Source organism: Mycolicibacter heraklionensis (assembly GCF_001021505.1).
GTDB classification, from domain to species: Bacteria; Actinomycetota; Actinomycetes; order Mycobacteriales; family Mycobacteriaceae; genus Mycobacterium; species Mycobacterium heraklionense.
Genome location: NZ_LDPO01000004.1, coordinates 111,216 through 132,796 on the forward strand (window position 1 = coordinate 111,216; position 21,581 = coordinate 132,796).

The window sequence follows — 21,581 nt, forward strand, 5'->3', positions numbered from 1 at the left end:
CGGCCCGCCTAGAACTCGTCGTCGCCGCCATCGTCGTCGGGTGAGCCGCCACCGCGGATGGCCATCAGCGTCGCCGCCAGCTCATCCGGTTTGACCAGCACCTGCCGGGCTTTGGAGCCCTCGGAGGGGCCGACGATGCTGCGGGTCTCCATCAGGTCCATCAGCCGCCCGGCCTTGGCGAAGCCCACCCGCAGCTTGCGCTGCAGCATCGAGGTGGAGCCGAACTGGCTGGACACCACCAGCTCGACGGCCTGCAGGAAGACCTCCATGTCGTCGCCGATGTCGGGGTCGACGTCGGCGCGGTCACCACTGGGCTTCACGGCGGTGACGCCCTCGGTGTACTCGGGTTCGGCCTGGTCCTTGCAGGCGCTGACGACGGCCTGGATCTCCTCGTCGGAGATGAAGGCACCCTGCAGCCGGATCGGCTTGTTGGCGCCCATCGGCAGGAACAGGCCGTCGCCCATGCCGATCAGCTTCTCCGCGCCCGGCTGGTCCAGGATGACTCGGGAATCGGTCAGCGACGAGGTGGCGAACGCCAGCCGGGACGGCACGTTGGTCTTGATCAGGCCGGTGACGACGTCCACCGACGGCCGCTGGGTGGCCAGCACCAGGTGGATGCCGGCGGCGCGGGCCTTCTGGGTGATCCGCACGATCGCGTCTTCGACGTCGCGGGGGGCGGTCATCATCAGGTCGGCGAGCTCGTCGACGACCGCCAGGATGTAGGGGTAGGGCCGGTAGACCCGTTCGCTGCCCAGCGGTGTGGTGATCTCCCCTGAGCGCACCTTGGCGTTGAAGTCGTTGATGTGGCGCACCCGGGACGCCTTCATGTCCTGGTAACGCTGCTCCATCTCCTCGACCAGCCAGGCCAGCGCGGCCGCGGCCTTCTTCGGCTCGGTGATGATCGGGGTGATCAGGTGCGGAATACCTTCGTAGGGAGTGAGTTCCACCATCTTCGGGTCGATCAGGATCATCCTGACCTCTTCCGGGGTGGCCCGCGCCAGCAGCGACACCAGCATCGAGTTGACGAAGCTGGACTTACCCGAGCCGGTGGAGCCGGCCACCAGCAAGTGCGGCATCTTGGACAGGTTGGCACAGATGAAGTCGCCCTCGATGTCCTTGCCCAGCCCGATCACCAGCGGGTGGTGGTCGCCGCGGGTGGACGGCGCGGTCAGCACGTCGGCCAGCCGCACCAGTTCGCGGTCGGTGTTGGGCACCTCGATACCGACGGCGGACTTGCCCGGGATCGGGGCGAGCATCCGCACGCTCTCGGTGGCCACCGCGTAGGCGATATTGCGCTGCAGGGCGGTGATCTTCTCGACCTTCACCCCGGGACCCAGCTCCACCTCGTAGCGGGTGACGGTGGGACCGCGGGTGCAGCCGGTGACCGCCGCGTCGACCTTGAACTGCTCCAGCACCGAGGTGATGGCGTCGGCCATCTGGTCGTTGGCGGCGGTGCGGGTCTTCGGTGGGTCGCCGGCGACCAGCAGGCTCAGCGCCGGCAGCGTGTAGGGGCCCTCCACCACCCGGTCGAGCACGACGGTGGTGTCGGTGGGTTTGGACGTCTTGGGTTCCTTGGACGTCTTGCGGCGCGCGGGTTTCACCGGGGGCGGCGCAGCAGCGGGCTCTTCGTCGAGCGGGTAGTTGTCCAGCGGGGTGCGCGACTGCCAGTCCGGGGTGTCGTCGGTGACGTCTGGCTCGAGGGCTCCGAACCGGCTGGTGCCGCCGGCCGACGCACCCAAATCGGTGTCCTCGTAGGGCTCGTCGTCGTAGTACGCCTGATCGTCGTAGTCGTCGTAATCGTCGTAGTAGTCGTCGCCGTAGTCACCGCGGAACATGGTGCGCAGGGTTTCGGGCGCCTCGCGCAGCGTGGTCCCGGTCAGCAACAGGACGCCGAACAGCACGCCGATGCACAACAGCGGTGCGGCGATCCACGCCGTGAGTCCGTCGGCCAGTGGCCCACCGATCGCGAACCCGACAAAACCGGCGCCATGCAGACGGCCGTCGGGGGTCTGCGGGGAACCCGACCACAGGTGCCACAGACCCAGGATCGGCAGCCCGATCATGGCCGACCCGAGGATCAGCCGGGGCCGGTTCTCCGGGGCGGGTTCGGTGCGCATCAGCAGCACGGCGCCGGCCGCGGCCAGCACCGGAAGCAACACCACCGCGCCGCCGATCACGGTGCGCAGGCCGGTGTCGACCCACGCACCGAGCGGCCGGGCGGCGTCCACCCAGCAACTGGCGGCGGTCACCACGGCAAATCCCAGCAAAGCCAATGCGATGCCGTCGCGGCGATGGCCGGGGTCGATGTCGTGGGCACGGCCCACCGAGCGTGCCGCGCTACCAGCGCCCTTGGCCACCATCAGCCAGGTGGCGCGGGCGAGGCGCCCGCAGGCCATCCCGAGCGCCACGGGACCCGAATGCTGCCGGGTGGCGCGGCGGGGCTTGGCCGCCGAGCGGGACCGGGCGGGCCGCGATCCACCTTTGGCGGCCTTGGGACCGGCTTTGGCCCTGGTCGTTCGGGCGCCGGAACGCGCGGGGGCCCTACTAGTAGCGGTCTTACTAGCCATGTCGGCAAGCCTAGTCGCAATTACCCCATCTGCACCATAAGCCACACTGGCCCCGGCCGATCGGTTCACCGCGCATTCGGTCGGGGGCTGGGTAGGGTGGCCGGTGAATCCCTTTCAGCCAAGGAGCCGCATATGCCCGTGGTCGTCGTCGCCACCTTCGCCGTCAAGCCGGAATCGGTCGAGGCCGTCCGTGAGATCTGCACCAAGGCGGTGGCAGAGGTGCACGACGAACCGGGCTGCCAGCTGTACTCCCTGCACGAAGCCGACGGCGCTTTCGTGTTCGTGGAGCAGTGGGCCGACGCCGACGCGCTGAAAGCGCACTCGACGGCCCCGGCGATCGGCACGCTGTTCGGCAGCCTCAGTGAGCACCTGGTCGGCGCGCCCGACATCAAGATGCTCGCCCCGGTGCCCGCAGGCGACCCGGCCAAGGGCCAGTTGCGACCGTGACAGCCCGGCCCCTGCAGGGGAAGGTCGCGCTGATCACCGGCGCGGCCCGCGGCCAGGGCCGCGCCCATGCCCTGCGGCTGGCCGCCGATGGCGCCGACATCATCGCCGTCGACCTGTGTGGGCAGATCGCCAGCGTGCCCTATCCGCTGGCGGACGCCGAGGACTTGGCGGCCACGGTCAAGCTGGTCGAAGACACCGGTGCGCGCATCGTCGCCCGGCAGGCCGATGTGCGTGACCAGGCGGCGCTGGGCGCCGCCCTGCAGGCCGGCCTCGACGAGCTGGGCCGGGTGGACGTCGTGGTGGCCAACGCCGGCATCGCCCCGATGGCCGCGGCCGACGGCTGGCGCGACGTCATCGACGTCAACCTGACCGGTGTCTACCACACCATCGAGGCGGCGATCCCGACGATGATCGACCAAGGCGACGGAGGGTCGATCGTGCTGATCAGTTCGGCCGCGGGCCTGGCCGGCATCGGCAGTCACGACGCGGGGGCCATCGGTTACGCCGCGGCCAAGCACGGACTGGTCGGGTTGATGCGGGTGTACGCGAACCTGCTGGCGCAGCACAGCATTCGGGTGAACTCGGTGCACCCGGCGGGTGTCGACACGCCCATGATCAACAACGATTACGTCCGAGGGTGGCTGGCCCAGCTCACCGCCGAAACCGGGACGCCACCGGACATGGGCAATGCGCTGCCGGTAGCGGTGCTGCAACCGGAGGACATCGCCAATGCGGTGGCCTGGCTGGTATCGGATGCGGCCCGCTACGTCACCGGCATCACCTTGCCCGTGGACGCCGGCTTCATCAACAAGAGGTAATCCGTGGCACGCAACCAGGCAGCACAGACGGCCTACGGCCCGATGCTGCTGGCCGCCGTCGAACAGCACGAGCCGCCGAGCCGCCGGCTGGTCGACGACGACCTCGCGGCGGCGTTCCTGCCTGCCCGAATCCGCTGGCTGGTGGCGGCGACGCGGCCCGCGTTGCTGCGCAAGTGGGTCATCGCCGCGATGGATCGCTCCGGGCCGGGCCTGTGGGTCAACCTGACCTGCCGCAAGCGGTTCATCGCCGACCGGATCGATGAGGCCGGCGAGAACATCGACGCCGTGGTGATCCTCGGTGCCGGCCTGGACACCCTGGCCTACCGGCTCGCCCGGCGGACCCGTATCCCGGTCTTCGAAGTGGACCAGGCGGTCAACGTCGCCCGCAAGGCCACGACCGTACGCCGGGCGTTGGGCGCCCTACCGCTGTCGGTTCGGTTGGTGGCACTGGATTTCGAGCGCGACGACTTGTTGACCACACTCGCCGAACACGGTTATCGAACGGCGTTTCGCACTTTCTTCGTCTGTGAGGGGGTGACTCAGTACCTGACCGAGGCCGGAGTCCGCCGGACCATGGAGGGCCTGCGCCCGGCGGCACCGGGCAGCCGACTGGTGTTCACCTACGTCCACCGCGACTTCATCGACGGTAAGAATCTGTACGGCTCGCAGCGGTTGTATCGCAGGGTGGTCAAGAAGCTGTGGCACTTCGGGCTGCAGCCCGATCAGGTGGCGGATTTTCTCGCCGAATACGGCTGGCGACTGATCGAGCAGGCCGGACCAGAACAACTTCTCCAGCGCTACGTCGAGCCCACCGGCCGCGACCTGGACGCCAGCGACCTGGAATGGTCGGTGTACGCCGAGAAGCTCTGAGGCCGGGCCGGCTCAGATCTCGATCACCGTCGGCACGATCATCGGCTGACGCCGGTAGACCTCGCCCACCCACTTGCCCACCGTGCGGCGCACCGCCTGGGCGATCCGGACCGGATCGGTGACCTGTTCTGCGGCAAGGGATTCCAGCTCCGCCTCGACTTTTCGGGCTGCCGGCTCCAGCGCCTTGGGGTCTTCGGAGAAACCCCGCGAATGCAGGTGCGGCGGGGCCACCGGCTTGCCGGTCCCGCGGCGCACCACCACCGTTATCGCGACGAACCCGCTGGACAGGATCAACCGCTCCCCCAGCGTCGCATCGCCGACATCGCCGTCGACGAGACCGTCGACGAACATCTTGCCCACCGGCACCGCCCCGGCGATGCGGGCTTGTCCGGCAACCAGGTCGACGCTGACCCCGTTCTCGGCCAGCAGGATCGACTCCGCCGGCACCCCGGTACGGACGGCCAGCGCGGCGTTGGCCCGCAGCATCCGCCAGGTGCCGTGCACCGGCATCACATTGCGGGGCCGAATCCCGTTGTAGAGGAACAGTAGCTCGCCGGAGTAGGCGTGCCCGGAGACGTGCACCCGGGCCGCGGCGTTGGTGACCACTCGGGCACCGATCTTGGCGAGTGCGTCCATCACGCCGTAGATGGCTTCCTCGTTGCCGGGGATCAGCGACGACGACAGCACCACCAGGTCACCGGCGGTCAGCGTGATGGACCGGTGCTCGCCGCGCGACATCCGCGACAGCGCTGACAGCGGTTCGCCCTGGGTCCCGGTGGTGACCAGCACCACCTTCTCCGGCGGCATCATCTCGGCCGCCCCGATGTCCACCAGGTCCGAATCCGACACCCGCAGGAAGCCCAAATCCTTGGCAATGCTCATGTTGCGGACCATCGATCGCCCGACGAAGGCCACCCGGCGGCCCAGTGCGACCGCGGCGTCGACGATCTGCTGCACTCGGTCCACGTTCGAGGCAAAGCAGGCCACGATCACCCGGCCCTCGGCGCCGCGGATCAGCCGGTGCAGGGTGGGGCCGACTTCGCTCTCGCTCGGACCGACACCGGGAATCTCGGCGTTGGTCGAGTCGCACAGGAACAGGTCCACGCCCTTGTCGCCCAGACGTGACATCCCGGGCAGGTCGGTGGGGCGTCCGTCCGGAGGCAGCTGGTCGAGCTTGATGTCGCCGGTGTGCAGCACGGTGCCCGCGCCGGTGTGCACCGCGATCGCCAGTGCATCCGGGATGGAGTGGTTCACTGCGAAGTACTCGCATTCGAACACCCCGTGGGTGCTGCGCTGACCTTCGGCAACCTGGACGAAGACCGGCTTGATGCGGTGTTCCCGGCACTTGGCGGCGACCAAGGCCAGGGTGAACTTCGAGCCGACCACCGGGATGTCGGCCCGCAGCTTGAGCAGGAACGGGATCGCGCCGATGTGGTCCTCGTGGGCGTGGGTCAGCACCAGCGCCTCGACGTCGTCGAGCCGGTCTTGGATATGGCGGATGTCCGGCAGGATCAGGTCGACGCCGGGCTCGTCGTGGCCCGGGAACAGCACGCCGCAGTCGATGATCAGCAGCCGGCCGAGGTGCTCGAAAACGGTCATGTTGCGGCCGATTTCGCTGATACCGCCGAGCGCGGTGACGCGCAGCCCGCCTTCGGTCAGCGGCCCCGGCGGGGTGAGATCCTCAGTCACCCGCACCTCACCCGAGAACGGACGCGGCGCGCATGTCGATGGCAAGTTCGTCGACCTCGGCGGCGGTTGCCGGCACCATCGGCAACCGGGGGTCGCCGGCCTCGAAACCCTGCAACCTCAGACCGGCCTTGACGAAGGTCACCCCGCCGACGCGACCCATCGCGTTGGACAGCGACGCGATCGAGACGTTGATCTTGCGGGCGGTCTCGACGTCGCCGGCGGCGAAGGCGGTCAGCATGTCGCGCAGCTGGCCGGCCGCGAAGTGCGAGATCACGCTGACGAATCCGGTGGCGCCCATAGCCAGCCACGGCAGGTTGAGGGCATCATCGCCGGAGTAGTAGGCCAAGTCAGTCTCGGCCATGATCTGCGCTCCGGCATGCAGGTCCCCCTTGGCGTCCTTGATCGCGACGATGTTGGGGTGTTCGGCCAATTCGAAGATGGTGTCCGGCGCGATCGGCACCACCGAACGGGCCGGGATGTCGTAGAGCATCACCGGCAGCGCGCTGGCGTCGGCGACAGCGGTGAAATGCGCCAACAGGCCGGCCTGCGAGGGCCGCGAGTAGTACGGCGTCACCACCAGCAGGCCGTGCGCGCCGACCCCGGCGCAGGCCTCAGCCAGACGCACACTGTGCTCGGTGTCGTTGCTGCCGGCGCCGGCGATGATGCGAGCGCGGTCACCGACCGCCTCGACCACCGCACGCAGCAGCGTGAGCTTCTCGTAGTCCGCGGTGGTCGGCGACTCGCCGGTGGTGCCCGAGATCACCAAACCGTCGCAACCGGCGTCGATGAGGCGATTGGCCAGGCGTACGGCGGCGTCGGTGTCCACCGAGCCGTCCGCGCCGAAGGGGGTCACCATGGCGGTCAGCACGGTGCCGAACTGCGCCTTGGCGTCGAATCCGCTGCTGCTCACGGCCCTAAGATTACCTGGCCCCTGGAGTTGCTCAGACCTCGGTGGCGAGCGGACTGGTCGCGACTTCGGTGCCATCGGCCAGCGCGCTGATCTGGAAGTCCCCGAACGCCGCGGGGGCCACGTCGGTGAGCTGTCGCAGACACTCGACGGCCAGCCTGCGGATCTCGACATCGGCGTGCTCGCTGGCCCGCATCGCGATGAAATGCCGCCACGCCCGGTAATTGCCCGTCACCACGATGCGGGTCTCGGTGGCGTTGGGCAGCACGGCACGAGCGGCCTGCCGGGCCTGCTTGCGCCGCAGCGCACCCATGGTCTCGGTCGGCTGGCCCGCAGCGAATTTGGCTTCCAGGCGGGCCAGCAGCTCGGCGTAGGCGGCGTGACTGGCGTCGGCGGCTTCGGTCAGGATCCGCTGCAGCTCCGGGTCGTCCTCCATGCCGGGCGGCACCACGACCCGCGAGTCCGGTTCCGGCACGTAGCGCTGCGACAGCTGGGAGAACGAGAAATGCCGGTGCCGGATCAGCTCGTGGGTGGCCGACCGCGAGATACCGGTGATGTAGAAGGTCACCGAGGCGTGCTCGAGCACCGAGAAATGCCCGACGTCGATGATGTGCTTGAGGTAGGCCGCGTTGGTGGCGGTTCGCGGGTTGGGTTTTGACCAGCTCTGATAGCAGGCCCTGCCGGCGAATTCCAGCAGGGCCTGACCGCCGTCGGCGTCGGTGCTCCACGGCACGTCCGGCGGCGGAGTGAACTCGGTCTTGGCAATCAGTTGCACGCGCAGCGGCGCCGTCTCGGCCACGGCACTCACCTTAAGGCGTGCCGGGCCGGTGTCAGCGCCACCGCGCCCACACGTAAGGCACCAGCGAGCGCAGGAAGTCCAGATCCGGGCCGGGGCGGGCATCGGCGAACGCCTGCTCGAAGTACTCCTGGGCCGCCAGCAGAATGCCCTCGGCGTACTCACGGGTGAACGCGATGCTGCCGTAGTCGTCCATCATGGTGCGCACCCGCGCCACCAGCTCGGCTGAGCGCTGCGATCGACTGCGGCGCAGGTAGTCCGCCAGCAGGTCCCGGTCGGGTGTCCGCGCCACCGACAGCAGATGGACCAGCGGCAGTGTGCGCTTCCCTTCGTAAAGATCGCCCAGGATCTCCTTGCCGTAGACCCGTTCGTCGCCGACCAGGTTCAGCAGATCATCGCGGATCTGAAACGCCGCACCGAAATGAAATCCGAACCGCACCAGCGTCCCCAGTTCCGCGGTGCCTCGCGACCCCACCATCGCCCCGACCCGCAGCGGATGGATGGTGGTGTACCAGCAGGTCTTGTGCAGGATCAGGTTCAGGTAGTCCTCGGGCCGCAGGTCGTCCACCTGGTCGGCCTGCCAGCCCACTTCGATCGCCTGTCCCTCCAGGGTCCGCAACGCCATCGTGTCGAACTCGGCCCACACCAATTCGGCCAGGTCTCGGTCGAGCTGCCGGGTCGCGCGCCGCAGTACCTGCCCGGCGACCAACGCCAACGCATCACCGGTGTTGATCGCCGTCGCCATGCCGTACAGGGCTCCCAACGTCGGCCTGCCGCGGCGCATTTCGCTGCCATCGGCGATGTCGTCGTGCACCAGGAAAGCGTTGTGCAGCAACTCGATCGCCACGGCGATACCGAGTAAGGCGTCGGTGTCCGCGCCGAAGGCCCGGCCGGCCGACAGGCACAGCGCGGGCCGCAGCGCCTTACCCGGCCGCTGCGGATAAGCCCGCAGCGGTGCGTATAGCCACTTGGCAGGCTCACCGTCGGGCAGCGCGTCGAGCATCGAACGGCGGACCATCCTGGCGACCTCACCCAGTCGCTCATCGACCGCGGCCACCGATGCGCGGTCGGCGATGTCAGTCACGATTCCCGCGCCGCGACGGTGAGCACCACGGGCAGCCACAGATCGGGATACCCGACCGCCAGCAGGGTGCCGCGATAGGTGCCGGGACACACTTGAGGGCCGACGTCGACGGTGATCTGCACGCCACGGCTGGACCGGCGCGGCATCGGCACCGCGGCGGGGTCCAGCCGCACCGCGCCGGTCCCGATCACCTGGCCGCCGTGGCCGAGCAGCTCACTACAGCGCAGCCGGACCGCCGCGCGGTCGTCGGTCCCGCGGTTGTGCAACCAGACCTCGCCGGTGGCCGAGCCCGGGCCGGTGGCTTCCAGCCTGACGGCGTCCTTCGACGCCGGGTCATTGACGTCCAGTGTCACGGCCCCCGCGTCACCCTGCGGCCGCGCCGGAGACGACCGCAGCAGGAACTGCCCGGCCGTCGACCACCAAGCTCGGGTGAACCGTTCGAGGTCCGGCGGACCGGTGGGATCCGCGGCGGCGGCACCGTCGCGCGGCGCCGCAACTGCCTGAGCGAATTCGTCGATGATTCGGCGGGCAGCACGGAAGCCCTCGGCCTGGATCGCATTGAGTGCTCGCGCATTCGCAGCGGGATCAAAAATTGATGCCCAGGGTAAGTCGTCGATGGTGCCGTCACCGAGCGCTTTGTCCGACACCGATTCCCTCCTTAAGGAAATCAGCTGTGCTCTGCAAAAGAATTCACTTTCGGGGCTGCCGAGAATCAACCCGACCGCCGTATACTACCTGCTTACTTGGGTGATCGGAGACGCAATGGCGGCAACCGATATGGCAACTGCGGCGCAATCTCTGCTGGCGCTTTACGGCGCTCTCGATCAAGCGGTCATCAACACCTCAGACCCGGAAATCGAAGCTATCGTCGAGCGTTATCTTCCGGGCAGCACCGGTGCTAATGCGGGCTGGTACGACGAATTACTCGGCTTCCTGCGCCGGTCGGACCCGACCGATCCCGAGCGGCCGGAATCACCGGCCGTGCCCGATCTGGGCGAGGCGCTGACCGTACTGCGGAACCAGGGGTCGACGCCGGCACAGTCCCGGCGGATGACAGACGCCGGCCAAGCCGCTGCCGCCGACGCACCTGGGGCCGCGCAGCTGACACCGGTTGTGTTGTCCCGCATGGTGTATGCGATCGGTGCGCTTAGTCATCTGCCCGCCTACTACCCGCCCAGCGAGTGGGACGCGGCCTTCAGCCAGACCCTCGCCCTGGCCGGGACTGACGGCGGCGAGCTGCTCGATCTGCTGCGGCACGACTTCAACGGCCGCAGCGACTGGTCGCAGGTGGTGCTGTCTGGGTCGGTAAAGGCCGACATCGCGATGGTCCCGCTGTGCAACGCCAAACCCAAGTGGGTGCGGGGCCGGCTGTGCGTCGTGCTGACCACCGACTTCACCAGCACGAAGGTGTCGCTCAATGATTTGAAGGACGTCATCGACCCGCTGAACTGGGCGCGTTGCCTGCCGTTCTTCTGCTCGATGGACGCGATGCCGATCCGCCCGGACGGCTGGAGCCGGGTCCTCGAGCACTTCAGCACCACGTGCGGGATCGTCGGGATGCCTCAGATGCTGACGCCGCTGAAGTACTGGAAGGGGCCGGGGGTTGGCGAGCCGGTGTCCCCACCCACGGCGTGGGTCAACTACATGCTCGACGACGACCCGGCGCCCGGGGAACACGGCGACGGCGCCATGGTGATCGATGAAGGCTTCATCAGGATGACGTCGACGGTCGGCGATCCGACGCTGCACGGTGTGCAGGTGCGCACCAGGAAAGTCGTCGGCTTCCGCGACCTGGGCTGGTTCCCCACCGCCTTGTTCGCCTGCGTGCTGGGCTACGGCGACCAAGGCGTCGAGATGCTGCTCGGCGGAGTGGCCAAGCGGGCCAAGGACGGTCCAGTGGGCTGGACAGCGTGGGAACCGTCTACGCCGGCTGCCGGCCAGCCGAAGATCCCGGCCCCGCCGGCCCAACCGGACCCGACGCAGCGGGCTGTCGCAGTGGCGATCGAGATGCTCAATGAATGCATCGACGAGATGTCGCAGCGCAGTGCAGCATTGGCCGCCAAATGTGCGGGCGGAGTGCCGCCGGTTGAGGAGTCCATCGCGTTCGCCGCCGATCTGACCGCCCGGCTGGCGACCGACCCGTGGCGCTACCTGCAGCGGCTGCGCACACCACCCCAGGGCGGCGGCACATGAGAGACATCAACGAGGGCATCCACCGGTACGCCCAGGCGTCTCGGCAGCTGGTCGATGAGGCCGGCGCAATCGTGCTCGACGCCGACCACCGGATCGGCGAGGGCGCGTTCGGTTCCGCGCAATGGGCACAGGCGGTTCGCCGGCTGATCAACCTCGCAGCCACCGCAGGTTACGAGGTGTCCGACGCGCTGATGTCGCAGTGCGGCTCGCAGTGCGCCGACGACGTCGAACTCTCCGACTTCCTCGAGGCTCCACCCGGCACCGGATGCGAGCGGATGCTGTCGATCACCGCACCGTTCGTCGCCATCGGAACCTCGTACGCCATTCCCCCGCAGGCGATGGTGTTGGTGCCGGGCGTGCTACGGACCTTCGCCACCCGATTCCGGGTGGGGGTACGCGGACCCGATTACGTCAGCGGCACCTACCGCGGCCGAATTCGGTTGACCTGCTTGCCGGCCGGATCCGGGCAGGCCCAGGAAATGGACGTCGTCGTCGACCTATGAGCATCACCGACGAGCCCGACGAGATCGACGACCTGCTGGATCAAGCGATTCAGGCGGCGAACAGCGGCGACCGTGCCACCGCCAGCGCGCTCGCCGAGCAGGTGCTCACCGTCGACACCGGCAATCAGGACGCCGAAGACCTGCTCTGCGCGCCGCTCGCCGGCTCTGGTGAACTACGGCGGCTGACAATACTTTTCGCTGACGTAGTGAACTCGACCGCGTTGTCGACCCGCATCGAGCCGGAGATCTACCGGACGGTGATCGGTCGTTACCGCCAGCAGGTGGATGAGATCGTCAACCGCTATGAAGGCCACGTCTTCTCCACCAAGGGCGACGGTCTGCTCGCCGTGTTCGGCCACCCCAGCGCCCATGAGAACGACGTCCGGCGAGCGGTGCAGGCCGGCCTGGACGTCACCCGCGAAGTGGACCGGCTCAGCGATCGGGTGCGAGCGCGCTTCGGCTTCGACATCTCAGTACGGGTGGGCGTGCATCGGGGCATGGTGTATCTCGATGTGGCGCAGGACGACGTGTACGGCCTGGGCGCCAACCTGGCCTCTCGGGTATCGGGCCTGGCGCCCCCTGGAGGTGTCGTAGTGTCTGCGGCGGTGGCGCCGCTGGTGGCCGGCCACTTCGAGCTCGAAGCCCAACCCGCCCAACCGGTCAAAGGCATCGACGAGCCGGTCGAACACTACCGGGTCGTCAAGGAGCACGTCGGCCGCTCGCGGGTCCCGCTGGGGCAGTTGGTCGGCCGCGACGTCGAGCTCGCTCACCTGCACGAGGCCTGGAATCACGCCCGGCACGGCACGCTGAGTGTTCCGGGGGTCTGCTTCAGCGGCGAGGCGGGCATGGGCAAGAGCCGGTTGGCCACCGCCGCAGCGGATCTGGCCGAGCAGTCCGGCAGGCCGGTGCTCGCCCTGATCGGATCGCCGTTTCACGCCGACGCCGGGCTCCACCCCGTTCGTACGCTGCTGGAACAGCGGGCCGGGATCGAGCGGACGACGGCACCGGCCGACCGGCTGCGGCTGCTCGAAGACGAGGTCGCCGCGCGCGGACTCGATCCGGTCGCGACGGTGCCGTTGCTGGCGGCCGCGTTGGAGATCCCGGCCGAAGGCGGCTATCAGCCCACCCGTGTCGAGGGCGCCAAGCTCTACGGGCAGATCATCGATGCCGTCGTCCGTTACCTGCTCGCCTGCGCAGGCCAGGGCCCGGCGGTCCTGTTGGCCGAAGATCTGCAGTGGTTCGACCCGTCGACGCGTGACGTGGTCGCCTCGCTGCTCGCAGCCGACCCGGGCACGCTGCTGGTGGTGTTGACCGCCCGCGAGCTCAGCTCGCTGCCGGACCTCCCCCAGCTCAAGGCCTTCGAGCTCGCACCGTTGACGGCAGCACAGACCGACGAGTTGATCACCGCGCTGAATCCCGCCTTGTCCGGCGCGGAACACACCGAGGTCCGGCGACGCTGCGACGGCGTGCCGTTGTACATCGAAGAGGTGGTCGCCAAGCTGCACGAGCAGCCGCACGACGCAGCGGGGTGGGCGCGGGTTCCGGACGCCCTGTATGAGCCGCTGTTCTCGCGGCTTCGGGCCAGCAGCAACACGATCCAGGTCGTCGAAGCGGCCGCCACCATCGGCCGGGAATTCGATCGGGCCATGCTCAAAGCCGTCCTGGACATGACCGAGGCCGATCTCGATGACGCCGTTGCGGCGCTGGTGGCCGCGCGGGTCTTCCAGCCGATAACCAAGGACTGCTGGCGTTTCCGACATGAACTGCTCCGCGAGGTCGCCTACGAGCTGCCGCCGCCGAGTGTCCGGCACCAACTGCACGGCCGGGTCGCCGACACCCTGGTCGGCGATTCGGACAATCCGGATTGGCATCTGGTCGCTCTGCACTACCGGGTGGCGGAGCGATTCGAGGCCGCCGCCGACGCCCACCAGAAGGCGGCGCATGACGCCCGGCAGCGCGGCGCCCTCGACGAGGCCCGCGTCTGCCTCACCCAGGCCATCGAGCAGCTGCGCCGAGCCCCGGTCGGAGCGTCCCGCGATCGCCGCGAAGTGCTGTGCCGGCTTCGGCGCGGCTTCCTCACCTCGGCCGTGGAGGGAACTGCCAGCCCCAAGGCCGCCAAGGACTTCGAACGCTGCCTGAAGCTCGGCGCCACCGACCCACGCCAAGACGGCTTCCTGTCGACCATGACCGCGTTGTGGGCTTATTACCTGCCGCGAGGTGATCTGCGCCGCGCCCTGCGGGTGGCCGAGTACGCCCGATCGAAGCGACCCAACGAGCAGAAGTTGTTCGGGCCGACCAATGCCGCCGCATTCGGCATGGTCGCCTGGTTTCTCGGTGACTTCGGCAAAGCCCGGGCGCTGTTGGAGGAAGCCGTCGCGGCAATGAAAGACGCGCAGCTGCCCGATTTCGAATCCCTGTGGTTCATCCCCAGCGATGCGCTCGCGTCGATGCACATGCACCTGGCGATGGCGCGATTCATCCAAGGCGATCTTGCCGGCGCCGACGAGCAGTTCACCGAAACCGTCCGGCGGGCAAGGGATATCGGGTTTCCGCAGGGACCGTTCAGCCACTGCTATCAGCGGTTCACCGAAGTCTTCATGTGTATGGAAGCCGGCCTGCTCGACCGCGCCGGCGACGTGGTCGCAGCCCTGCGTGCGCAGGCCGAACGGCACGGCTTCGAGTACTGGACGATGATCGCCACCACTCAACAGGGTGCTATCGACGCATTGTCGGCGCTTTCGGGCCAGGACACCGGCCCTGACCGGTTGGCGCCGCACATCGCGACTATGACCGCGCTCGGGGCGGCGCTGCGGACAGCCGAGGTCAAACTGTTCTCCACCTACTACGACGGCGTGCTGGCCCGGCTGCTGCTGGCCGCCGGCGACACCAGCAGGGCACGCGAATGCCTCGACGGCGCGCTGGCACTGGCCGACGAGACCGCGGTGAACTTCTACCGCGCCGAGTTGCTGCGATTGCGCTCTCACACCTCCGGGGACGCGCAGGCCCGCGCCACCGACCTGCACTGCGCCATCGACACGGCACGCCGGCAGGCGGCGCACGTTTACGAACTGCAAGCGGCGATGGATCTTGTCGATCTGCGGGACGATTCCGCACGCGAACTGCTGGCCGAGGCGGTGGCACGCTGCCCAGCCGGCAGCGACTGGCCGCAGCTGGATCGAGCCAGAACGCTGCTCGGGTGAATCGGCCGGGTGGCAAGGTAGCCATCCTTGGCGGCGGTATGGCCGGGCTGAGCGCCGCCTGGCGGCTGAGCGAACCCGGCTGGCGAGACCGCTTCGACTCCATCACCGTCTACCAGCGCGGTTGGCGTCTCGGCGGCAAAGGCGCTTCCAGCCGTGGCCGGCACGGCCGCATCGAAGAGCACGGCCTGCACATCTGGCTGGGCTCCTACCAGAACGCCTTCACTCTGCTTCGTGAGTGCTATGCCGAACTCGACCGGGCCACAACCGATCCGGCAGCGCCGATCAGCATCTGGGACCAGGCCCTGATTCCGGCGGACAACGTGGGGCTGGCCGACCGGGTCGGCAGCGATTGGTTGGTCTGGCTGGGCAGCTTCACCCGAACCGACGGACTGCCCGGTGACCCGGACGGCACCGGCCTGGAGATGACGGTGGTGGAATTCACCGTCCGGGCGCTGCGACTGGTCCGCGATTTCGCCGAATCCCTGCGCGGCACCGTCGCTCCCGGACTCACGTTGTCCATCCACCCGGACCCGCCGCCCACCGAGCGATGGATCGACGCGGTCATCGACGCGACGCTGGCAGCACTGCTTGCGCTGGGCGATCCGCAGACGGCCCGCCGGGGCCTGTCCGCGGTGATCGACGGCGCGGTGGCGGCGGCGCGCGCCGCGCTGGACTACGAGCGGCGGCCCGACCATCGACGGTCGTGGCTGCTGCTGTCTCTGATGACCGCGGTGATCCGCGGAATCCTTGCCGACCACCTGGTGACCGACCCACGCGGGATGCGGGCCATCAACGACGAAGATTTCAACGACTGGATCCTGCGCCACGGTGCGCACCCCGACGTCACCGAATTCGCGCTGGTGCGTGGCATGTACGACCTGGTCTTCGGGTACCGCGACGCCGATCCCGGCCAGCCGGCGTTCGCCGCCGGGCTGGCGGTCTTTCTGACCGGTCAGGTGCTGTTCGGCTACCAGGGGTCGATCTTCTGGAAGATGACCGCCGGGATGGGTGACGTCGTCATCGCTCCGCTGTACCAGGCGTTGCGGCGGCGCGGTGTGGAGTTCGAGTTCTTCCACCGACTCGACGCGCTGCAGCTGGACGCCGCGCGACAAGCGGTCGACACCATCACGTTTGGCCGGCAGGTGCGGCTCGCGGACGGCCTCACCGGCTACCAGCCGTTGACTACGGTGCACGGCTTGCCGGTGTTCCCCAGCGCTCCGCTGACCAACCAACTCGCCACGCCCGACCAGATCCCCGAGGGTGGTTGGCATGCCTTGGAAACCCATTGGTCGGACAGCGCCGACGCCGAGTCCCGGGTGCTGCGGCGGGGTGTCGACTTCGACCACATCGTCCTGGCCGTGTCCCTGGGCATGCTGCCGGTGGTCGCCGCGGAGCTGATCGAAGACCAGCCGGAGTGGCGGCAGATGACCACGAAGATACAAACCGTCGCCACCCAGGCCTTCCAGATCTGGTTGCGCGCGTGCGAACCGGCGCTGGGCTGGAACGATCCGGGCGTGACGCTCAGTGCCTACGTTCCCCCGTTCGAGACCTGGGCGTCCATGCCGCAGACCCTGTGGGCCGAAGACTGGCCCGAGCAGGATCGCCCCGCAACGGTGGCCTATTTCTGCGGCACCCTGGATGCGGCCTGGCCCACCGACGAGGTCGGGCCGGGTTACCTGCACCGACACCAGCAGCGGGTCCATCGGCAGGTCGCCGACCACCTCGACAAGCACCTGCACCGGTTCCTTCCCGGCGCGGCCGGTGAAGACGGATTCGACTGGCGGTTGCTCAGCGGCGCCGACGGCGAAACCGGCTGCGCCGCAGTGGAAACCCAGCATGTCAGCGTCAACGTCGATCCCTCGGACCGGTATGTGCAGTCGATCCCCGGCACCGACCGATACCGGCTGCGCGCGGACGAGAGCGGCTACGACAACCTGGTTCTGGCCGGCGATTGGACCGACTCCGGAATGAACGCCGGGTGCATCGAGGCGGCCGTCATGTCGGGCCTGCAGGCCGCGAACGCCCTGGCGGGACGGCACCGGTACCACCGCATTCGCGGCCTGTACCTGCCCTAGCCGTTCGGTACTTTCGCCGCGATCTGCCGGGCGATGACCACCGCGGAGTCCTTGGGGTCCGCGCTGCAGGTGTTGACATCAACCACGACGTTGTTGGCCACGGTCAACGCCCGGCCGCAGGCCCAGCTCACGTCGTTGCCCGCGTTGTCCTGGGTCGCGACGGTGCTCAGCATGCCGTCGGCGTTGACGATAGGCCCGGCGGTCCAGGTGGTGCCGCTCTGCAGGTGGCTGTATTCGTGGCAGGCCGGCCATTGTCGGGCGGCGTCGGCAAAGAATGCGGCGGCCTGCTGGGCTGACGGAAACGCGACGACGGCCTGCTCGACGAAGTGCTCGAAGTCGTCGCCCTCACTGAGCGCCTGCTCCCGCACCCCGGTGTAGCCGCTGTCGGCGTATACCGGGGCCTGGGCCGCACCGTCGATGGCCAGGCATTCTTGCGGTTGCATGGTGGCGCTGTCATCGGACAGGGCGGTGTGGGTGCGAGTGACGGCCATGTCGGTCGCCGCCATGATCGGGTTGATCTGTTCGGGGGTGAGCAGCAGAGCGCGCAGGGCGTCCTCGGCGACGGGCGCGACGGCATGGGTCGTCGCCGGCGACGTAGGGGTGGTGGCGGCCGGTTTCAAGACGCCCCCCGGGCGGCCACACCCGGCGGCCAGCACAGCGCCCGCGACAACAAGTACCCACGCAGAAGAAACCCGCATGCGATCACCCCGACATCCCGACCCCCGGACCAGCGCGCCAGTCATCAGCGTCGCCGATCAGCTCCCGTCGCCACCCTAGCGCCGTCCGGGCCGCTTCGCCGGTCTCACCGCCGGGGCGACGGCCCCGGACGATCGAAGTTTACGTCGTAAGCATCGGCGGGTATCCCGAGCCAATCGGCGGCCACCCCGGCCCGCCGAAGGAGGGAGACACACCCCATGAGCGACCAGGACAGTGGGCCCGAGGCCGGCATCAAAGGCGTTGTCGAAGATGTCAAGGGCAAAGCCAAAGAAGCTCTAGGCACAGTGACCGGTGACGACTCACTGAAGCGGGAAGGCCAAGCGCAGCAGGACAAGGCCGAAGCTCAACGCGAGGTTGCGGCCAAGGAAGCGGAGGCCGAAAAGGCCCGCGCCAAGGCCGCTGCGGACGAGGCACGCGAGCGTGCCGAACAGTAATCCCACCGGCGACAAGGGGCTCCCGTGTTGATGCGAAAGATCGCCCGTCCGCTGCTCGCGGCAGCGTTTATCGGTCAAGGCGTGGACGCGTTGCGCCGGCCGCAGCAAGCCGGGCAGACGGCCCGTCCGGCGTTCGACGGACTCAAACAGTTGCCCGACGAGATAGCGGCGAAGGTGCCCTCCGACGTCGAAGCATTCGCCAAAGCCAACGCGCTGGTGCAGATCGGCGGTGGCGCTTTGCTGGCCAGCGGCAGGCTGCCGCGGGTTGCGGCTGCGGTGCTGGCATGCACGGTCGTTCCGGGCAGCGCAGGGGGGCACATGTTCTGGGCGGAGTCCGATCCGCAACGCAGGACCGAACAGCGCCAAGCGTTCCTGACCGACGTCAGCCTGATCGGCGGACTGATGATCGCCGCCGCCGACACCGAAGGAAAACCTTCGCTGGGCTGGCGGGCCCGTCGGGCCGCGCGTCGCACCTATCGGCGGGCCGCCACCGCCTTGCCCACCACGTCCGGTGATACCGCGCTGGAGGCAGTCGGCGACAAGGTGAGCGCAGGCTTGCTGACCGGCCTGGAACACGGTCGCGAACTCGCCGAGCGGGTGAGTGCGAAGGCCGGACCGTTGCTCGAGTCGGCCGGCGAACGGGGAGCACAACTCGCCGAAGTCGCCGCCGACCGCGGAACCGAGCTGGCGCAGGCGGCCCGAGAAGGCGCGACCACACTGGCTGGCAGCGCCCGGCGGCGCCTGTTCAGTTGACGAGCACCCGCCGGCGCAGCTCGGCTGCCAGGTCCCCGCGCTCCCCCACGCTCACCTGGCTCAACCCGAGCCAGGACGCCATCGACCTCAGCTCGTCGATCAGCGCCTCGGCCACCCGCCCGCGCGACCGCCCCTCTTCGGCGAACGCCCCGACCACGTGCAGGGCATCGTGTTGCCGGTCGGCCTTGAGGTCCACCCGGCCCACCAGCTCCCCGTCCAGCAGGAACGGCCACACGTAATAGCCGTACTGGCGTTTGGGCGCCGGGGTATAGATCTCGATGCGATAAAAGAAATTGAACAGCCGCTGCACCCGCGGCCGGAAGAAGATCAGCGGATCGAACGGGCAGAGCAGCGCGGTGCCGCGGTCGGTTCGCGGAATCGACTGCCCGGAACGCAGATAAGCGGCAGCGTTCCAGCCATCCACCTGTACGGGTTCCAGTTCGCCGTCTGCCACCAGCTTCGCGATCGCCGGTTTCACCTGGGCGGCCGACAGCCGGAAATAGTCGCGCAGGTCGGCCTCGGTCCCCACCCCCAGCGCGCCGGCGGCGCGGCGGACCAGCTCTTGTACCGCTTCGTCGTCGTCGACCTCTCGGGCCAGCACCTGGGCCGGGAGCACGTTCTCCACCAGGTCGTAGTGCCGGGCGAACCCGACCCGGGTGGCGGTGGTCAGCACTCCGGCGGCGAACAGCGCCTCGGCCACCCATTTGGTGTCACTGCGGTTCCACCAGGGCCCACTGCCCGCCCGACCCGAGCCGGCGGCCAGGTGCTCCTCGATCTCGCCGGCGGTGGCCGGGCCCAACTCGGAGACCGCTGCGACGATGCCGTCGGCCAGCTCAGGGTTGGGTCGTACGTTGCCCCACCGGCCGTGGGTGTAGTGCCGCATCCGCCACCGCAACAGCGGCCAGTCCTCGACGGCCATCAACGCCGCCTCGTGTGCCCAGTACTCGACCAACAACCGCGGCGAGCGAGCGCTGTGGCTCCACGCGGCACGGTCCAGCACGGTCCGGTCATAGGGGCCGAGCCGGCTGAACACCGGCGCGTAGTGGGCACGTACCGCCACCGACACCGAGTCGAGTTGCAGTACCTGAATGCGGGAGACCAGCCGCTTCAGGTGCGCCCTGGTGACAGTCGCAGCGGGCTTGGTCTGCGTGAAACCCTGTGCCGCAACGGCGATTCGGCGCGCCTGCGCGGCGGTCAGGACCGGCACGAAGTCCGGTGATAGGTCAGATAGCGGTAGCGCAGACCGGTTCGGCTGGTCAACCACTCCCCGGTGCTGGCCTGCCAGGACTGGTCGAGCACCGGCGCCACGGTGTCGCCGTCCTGCACCGGCAGGTCGATATCGACCTCGGTCACTTCGCAGCGGCTGGCCAGTGGCAACGCCAGCGCGTAGATCTCCGCGCCGCCCACCACCCAGATGTCGTCGCCGTCGAGGGCTTGTTCCAGGGTCGGCACGACGGTGGCGCCGTCGGCGACATAGTCCGGCTGTCGCGTGAGCACTACATTGCGCCGGTCCGGCAACGGCCGGACCTTGGCGGGCAGCGATTCCCAGGTCAGCCGCCCCATCACCACGGTGTGGCCCACGGTGAGCTGCTTGTAGCGGGCCTGGTCCTCAGGCACCCGCCAGGGGATGCCACCGGCACGGCCGATCACCCCGGACTTCGACTGAGCCCAGATCAGACTGATCGTCATACCGCCACGGGCGCCTTGATCGCCGGGTGCGGATCATAGTCGCAGATCTCGATGTCGTCGTAGGTGTAATCGAAGATCGAATCACGTTTCCCCAGAACCAGTTTGGGGTATGCCCGGGGCTGCCGGGACAGCTGCTCGCGCACCTGATCGACGTGATTGTCATAGATGTGACAGTCCCCGCCGGTCCAGACGAACTCACCGACGCCCAGCCCGGCCTGCGCGGCCATCATGTGGGTGAGCAGCGCGTAACTGGCGATGTTGAACGGCACGCCGAGGAACAGGTCGGCGCTGCGCTGATAGAGCTGGCAGGACAGCTTCTGATCGGCGACGTAGAACTGGAACAGGGCGTGGCAGGGCGCCAGCGCCATCTTGTCCAGTTCGCTGACGTTCCACGCCGAGACGATGATGCGGCGCGAATCCGGGTCGGTGCGCAGCAACTCCACCGCGCGCGCGATCTGATCGATGTGTTCTCCGGATGGGGTCGGCCAAGACCGCCACTGCACGCCGTAGACCGGTCCGAGATCACCGGTCGCGCTAGCCCATTCGTCCCAAATGGTGACCCCGTGTTCGTTAAGCCAGGCGATGTTGGAGTCACCGCGCAGAAACCACAGCAGCTCGTAGATCACCGACTTGAGGTGCACCTTCTTGGTAGTGATCAGCGGGAATCCGGCGGCCAGGTCGTAGCGCAACTGGTGGCCGAACAGGCTGCGGGTGCCGGTGCCGGTACGGTCCGCCTTCGGGGTTCCGCTCTCAAGCACCAACCGCAGCAGATCCTCGTACGGGGTCGCGATCGGCACGCCGCCAGCTTAGCGGCGATCGCAAGCGCGGCGAAGCCACGC

The 21,581-nt window shown here is 68.5% G+C and carries 19 protein-coding genes; 9 read left to right on the forward strand and 10 right to left on the reverse strand.

What is annotated here, in order from left to right; all coding sequences use genetic code 11:
- Positions 1-8: 8 nt before the first annotated feature.
- Positions 9-2,567, reverse strand: coding sequence for an FtsK/SpoIIIE family DNA translocase (locus tag ABW16_RS07365; protein ID WP_082133993.1), 2,559 nt, complete (start codon positions 2,565-2,567; stop codon positions 9-11).
- Positions 2,568-2,699: 132 nt separating this feature from the next.
- On the opposite strand from ABW16_RS07365, the gene ABW16_RS07370 reads away from it, so the two are divergent.
- From ABW16_RS07370 to ABW16_RS07380, 3 genes are read left to right on the forward strand one after another with little or no spacing between them, the layout of a single operon-like run.
- The gene (locus ABW16_RS07370; RefSeq protein ID WP_047318493.1) at positions 2,700-3,014 is read left to right on the forward strand and encodes a putative quinol monooxygenase; all 315 of its coding nucleotides are present in this window, start codon (positions 2,700-2,702) and stop codon (positions 3,012-3,014) included.
- The gene (locus tag ABW16_RS07375; RefSeq protein WP_047318494.1) at positions 3,011-3,832 is read left to right on the forward strand and encodes a mycofactocin-coupled SDR family oxidoreductase; all 822 of its coding nucleotides are present in this window, start codon (positions 3,011-3,013) and stop codon (positions 3,830-3,832) included. Before ABW16_RS07370 ends, ABW16_RS07375 begins: the two co-directional genes overlap by 4 nt.
- Before the next feature lie 3 nt (positions 3,833-3,835).
- Positions 3,836-4,702: an SAM-dependent methyltransferase gene (locus ABW16_RS07380; protein ID WP_082133994.1), complete on the forward strand. Its 867-nt coding sequence runs from the start codon at positions 3,836-3,838 to the stop codon at positions 4,700-4,702.
- A 12-nt stretch (positions 4,703-4,714) separates the two neighbouring features.
- On the opposite strand, the gene ABW16_RS07385 is transcribed toward ABW16_RS07380, so the two are convergent.
- Genes ABW16_RS07385 through ABW16_RS07405 form a run of 5 tightly spaced genes read right to left on the reverse strand, consistent with a single transcriptional unit; the run spans position 4,715 to position 9,825 of the window.
- Entirely contained in the window at positions 4,715-6,391 is a 1,677-nt protein-coding gene (locus tag ABW16_RS07385) for a ribonuclease J (RefSeq protein WP_047318632.1), read from the reverse strand.
- Between the two features lie 7 nt (positions 6,392-6,398).
- Positions 6,399-7,301 carry a 4-hydroxy-tetrahydrodipicolinate synthase gene (gene dapA / locus ABW16_RS07390; RefSeq protein WP_047318495.1) on the reverse strand — a complete coding sequence of 301 codons (903 nt, stop codon included), beginning with the start codon at positions 7,299-7,301 and terminating at the stop codon, positions 6,399-6,401.
- Between the two features lie 31 nt (positions 7,302-7,332).
- Complete coding sequence (gene thyX / locus ABW16_RS07395) at positions 7,333-8,097, reverse strand: FAD-dependent thymidylate synthase (RefSeq protein ID WP_047318633.1); 765 nt, start codon at positions 8,095-8,097, stop codon at positions 7,333-7,335.
- Between the two features lie 31 nt (positions 8,098-8,128).
- Positions 8,129-9,178, reverse strand: a complete 1,050-nt coding sequence (locus ABW16_RS07400) for a polyprenyl synthetase family protein (protein ID WP_047318496.1) — start codon at positions 9,176-9,178, stop codon at positions 8,129-8,131.
- Positions 9,175-9,825: a hypothetical protein gene (locus ABW16_RS07405; protein ID WP_047318497.1), complete on the reverse strand. Its 651-nt coding sequence runs from the start codon at positions 9,823-9,825 to the stop codon at positions 9,175-9,177. Before ABW16_RS07405 ends, ABW16_RS07400 begins: the two co-directional genes overlap by 4 nt.
- A gap of 115 nt (positions 9,826-9,940) precedes the next feature.
- Here ABW16_RS07405 and ABW16_RS07410 point away from each other — a divergent pair, with 115 nt between their 5' ends.
- The 4 genes from ABW16_RS07410 to ABW16_RS07425 are packed head-to-tail and all read left to right on the forward strand — an operon-like array spanning position 9,941 to position 17,149.
- Positions 9,941-11,371 carry a hypothetical protein gene (locus tag ABW16_RS07410; protein WP_131721477.1) on the forward strand — a complete coding sequence of 477 codons (1,431 nt, stop codon included), beginning with the start codon at positions 9,941-9,943 and terminating at the stop codon, positions 11,369-11,371.
- Entirely contained in the window at positions 11,368-11,874 is a 507-nt protein-coding gene (locus ABW16_RS07415) for a hypothetical protein (protein WP_047318499.1), read from the forward strand. The genes ABW16_RS07410 and ABW16_RS07415 overlap by 4 nt, the downstream gene beginning before the upstream one ends.
- On the forward strand, positions 11,871-15,074 hold the full coding sequence (locus ABW16_RS07420; protein ID WP_047318500.1) for an adenylate/guanylate cyclase domain-containing protein: 3,204 nt from the start codon (positions 11,871-11,873) through the stop codon (positions 15,072-15,074). Before ABW16_RS07415 ends, ABW16_RS07420 begins: the two co-directional genes overlap by 4 nt.
- Positions 15,071-17,149 (forward strand): FAD-dependent oxidoreductase, encoded by a 2,079-nt coding sequence (locus ABW16_RS07425; protein ID WP_047318501.1) that lies wholly within the window; start codon positions 15,071-15,073, stop codon positions 17,147-17,149. The genes ABW16_RS07420 and ABW16_RS07425 overlap by 4 nt, the downstream gene beginning before the upstream one ends.
- Here ABW16_RS07425 and ABW16_RS07430 read toward each other — a convergent pair.
- A complete protein-coding gene (locus ABW16_RS07430) occupies positions 17,146-17,847 on the reverse strand; it encodes a sensor domain-containing protein (RefSeq protein ID WP_047318502.1) in 702 nt (233 codons plus the stop codon). The genes ABW16_RS07425 and ABW16_RS07430 overlap by 4 nt on opposite strands.
- 216 nt (positions 17,848-18,063) lie before the next feature.
- Between ABW16_RS07430 and mbp1 the strand changes: the two genes are divergently transcribed.
- Together mbp1 and ABW16_RS07440 are read left to right on the forward strand one after the other, a co-directional pair.
- Positions 18,064-18,300 carry a microaggregate-binding protein 1 gene (gene mbp1, locus ABW16_RS07435; protein WP_047318503.1) on the forward strand — a complete coding sequence of 79 codons (237 nt, stop codon included), beginning with the start codon at positions 18,064-18,066 and terminating at the stop codon, positions 18,298-18,300.
- 30 nt (positions 18,301-18,330) lie between these two features.
- Positions 18,331-19,053: a DoxX family protein gene (locus tag ABW16_RS07440; protein ID WP_052956807.1), complete on the forward strand. Its 723-nt coding sequence runs from the start codon at positions 18,331-18,333 to the stop codon at positions 19,051-19,053.
- On the opposite strand, the gene ABW16_RS07445 is transcribed toward ABW16_RS07440, so the two are convergent.
- Genes ABW16_RS07445 through ABW16_RS07455 form a run of 3 tightly spaced genes read right to left on the reverse strand, consistent with a single transcriptional unit; the run spans position 19,046 to position 21,539 of the window.
- A complete protein-coding gene (locus ABW16_RS07445) occupies positions 19,046-20,260 on the reverse strand; it encodes a winged helix-turn-helix domain-containing protein (RefSeq protein WP_047318505.1) in 1,215 nt (404 codons plus the stop codon). The two genes, ABW16_RS07440 and ABW16_RS07445, sit on opposite strands and share 8 nt — an antisense overlap.
- Entirely contained in the window at positions 20,248-20,742 is a 495-nt protein-coding gene (locus ABW16_RS07450) for a dihydrofolate reductase (protein ID WP_047318506.1), read from the reverse strand. The genes ABW16_RS07445 and ABW16_RS07450 overlap by 13 nt, the downstream gene beginning before the upstream one ends.
- Entirely contained in the window at positions 20,739-21,539 is an 801-nt protein-coding gene (locus ABW16_RS07455) for a thymidylate synthase (RefSeq protein WP_047318507.1), read from the reverse strand. The genes ABW16_RS07450 and ABW16_RS07455 overlap by 4 nt, the downstream gene beginning before the upstream one ends.
- Between the last annotated feature and the right edge of the window lie 42 nt (positions 21,540-21,581).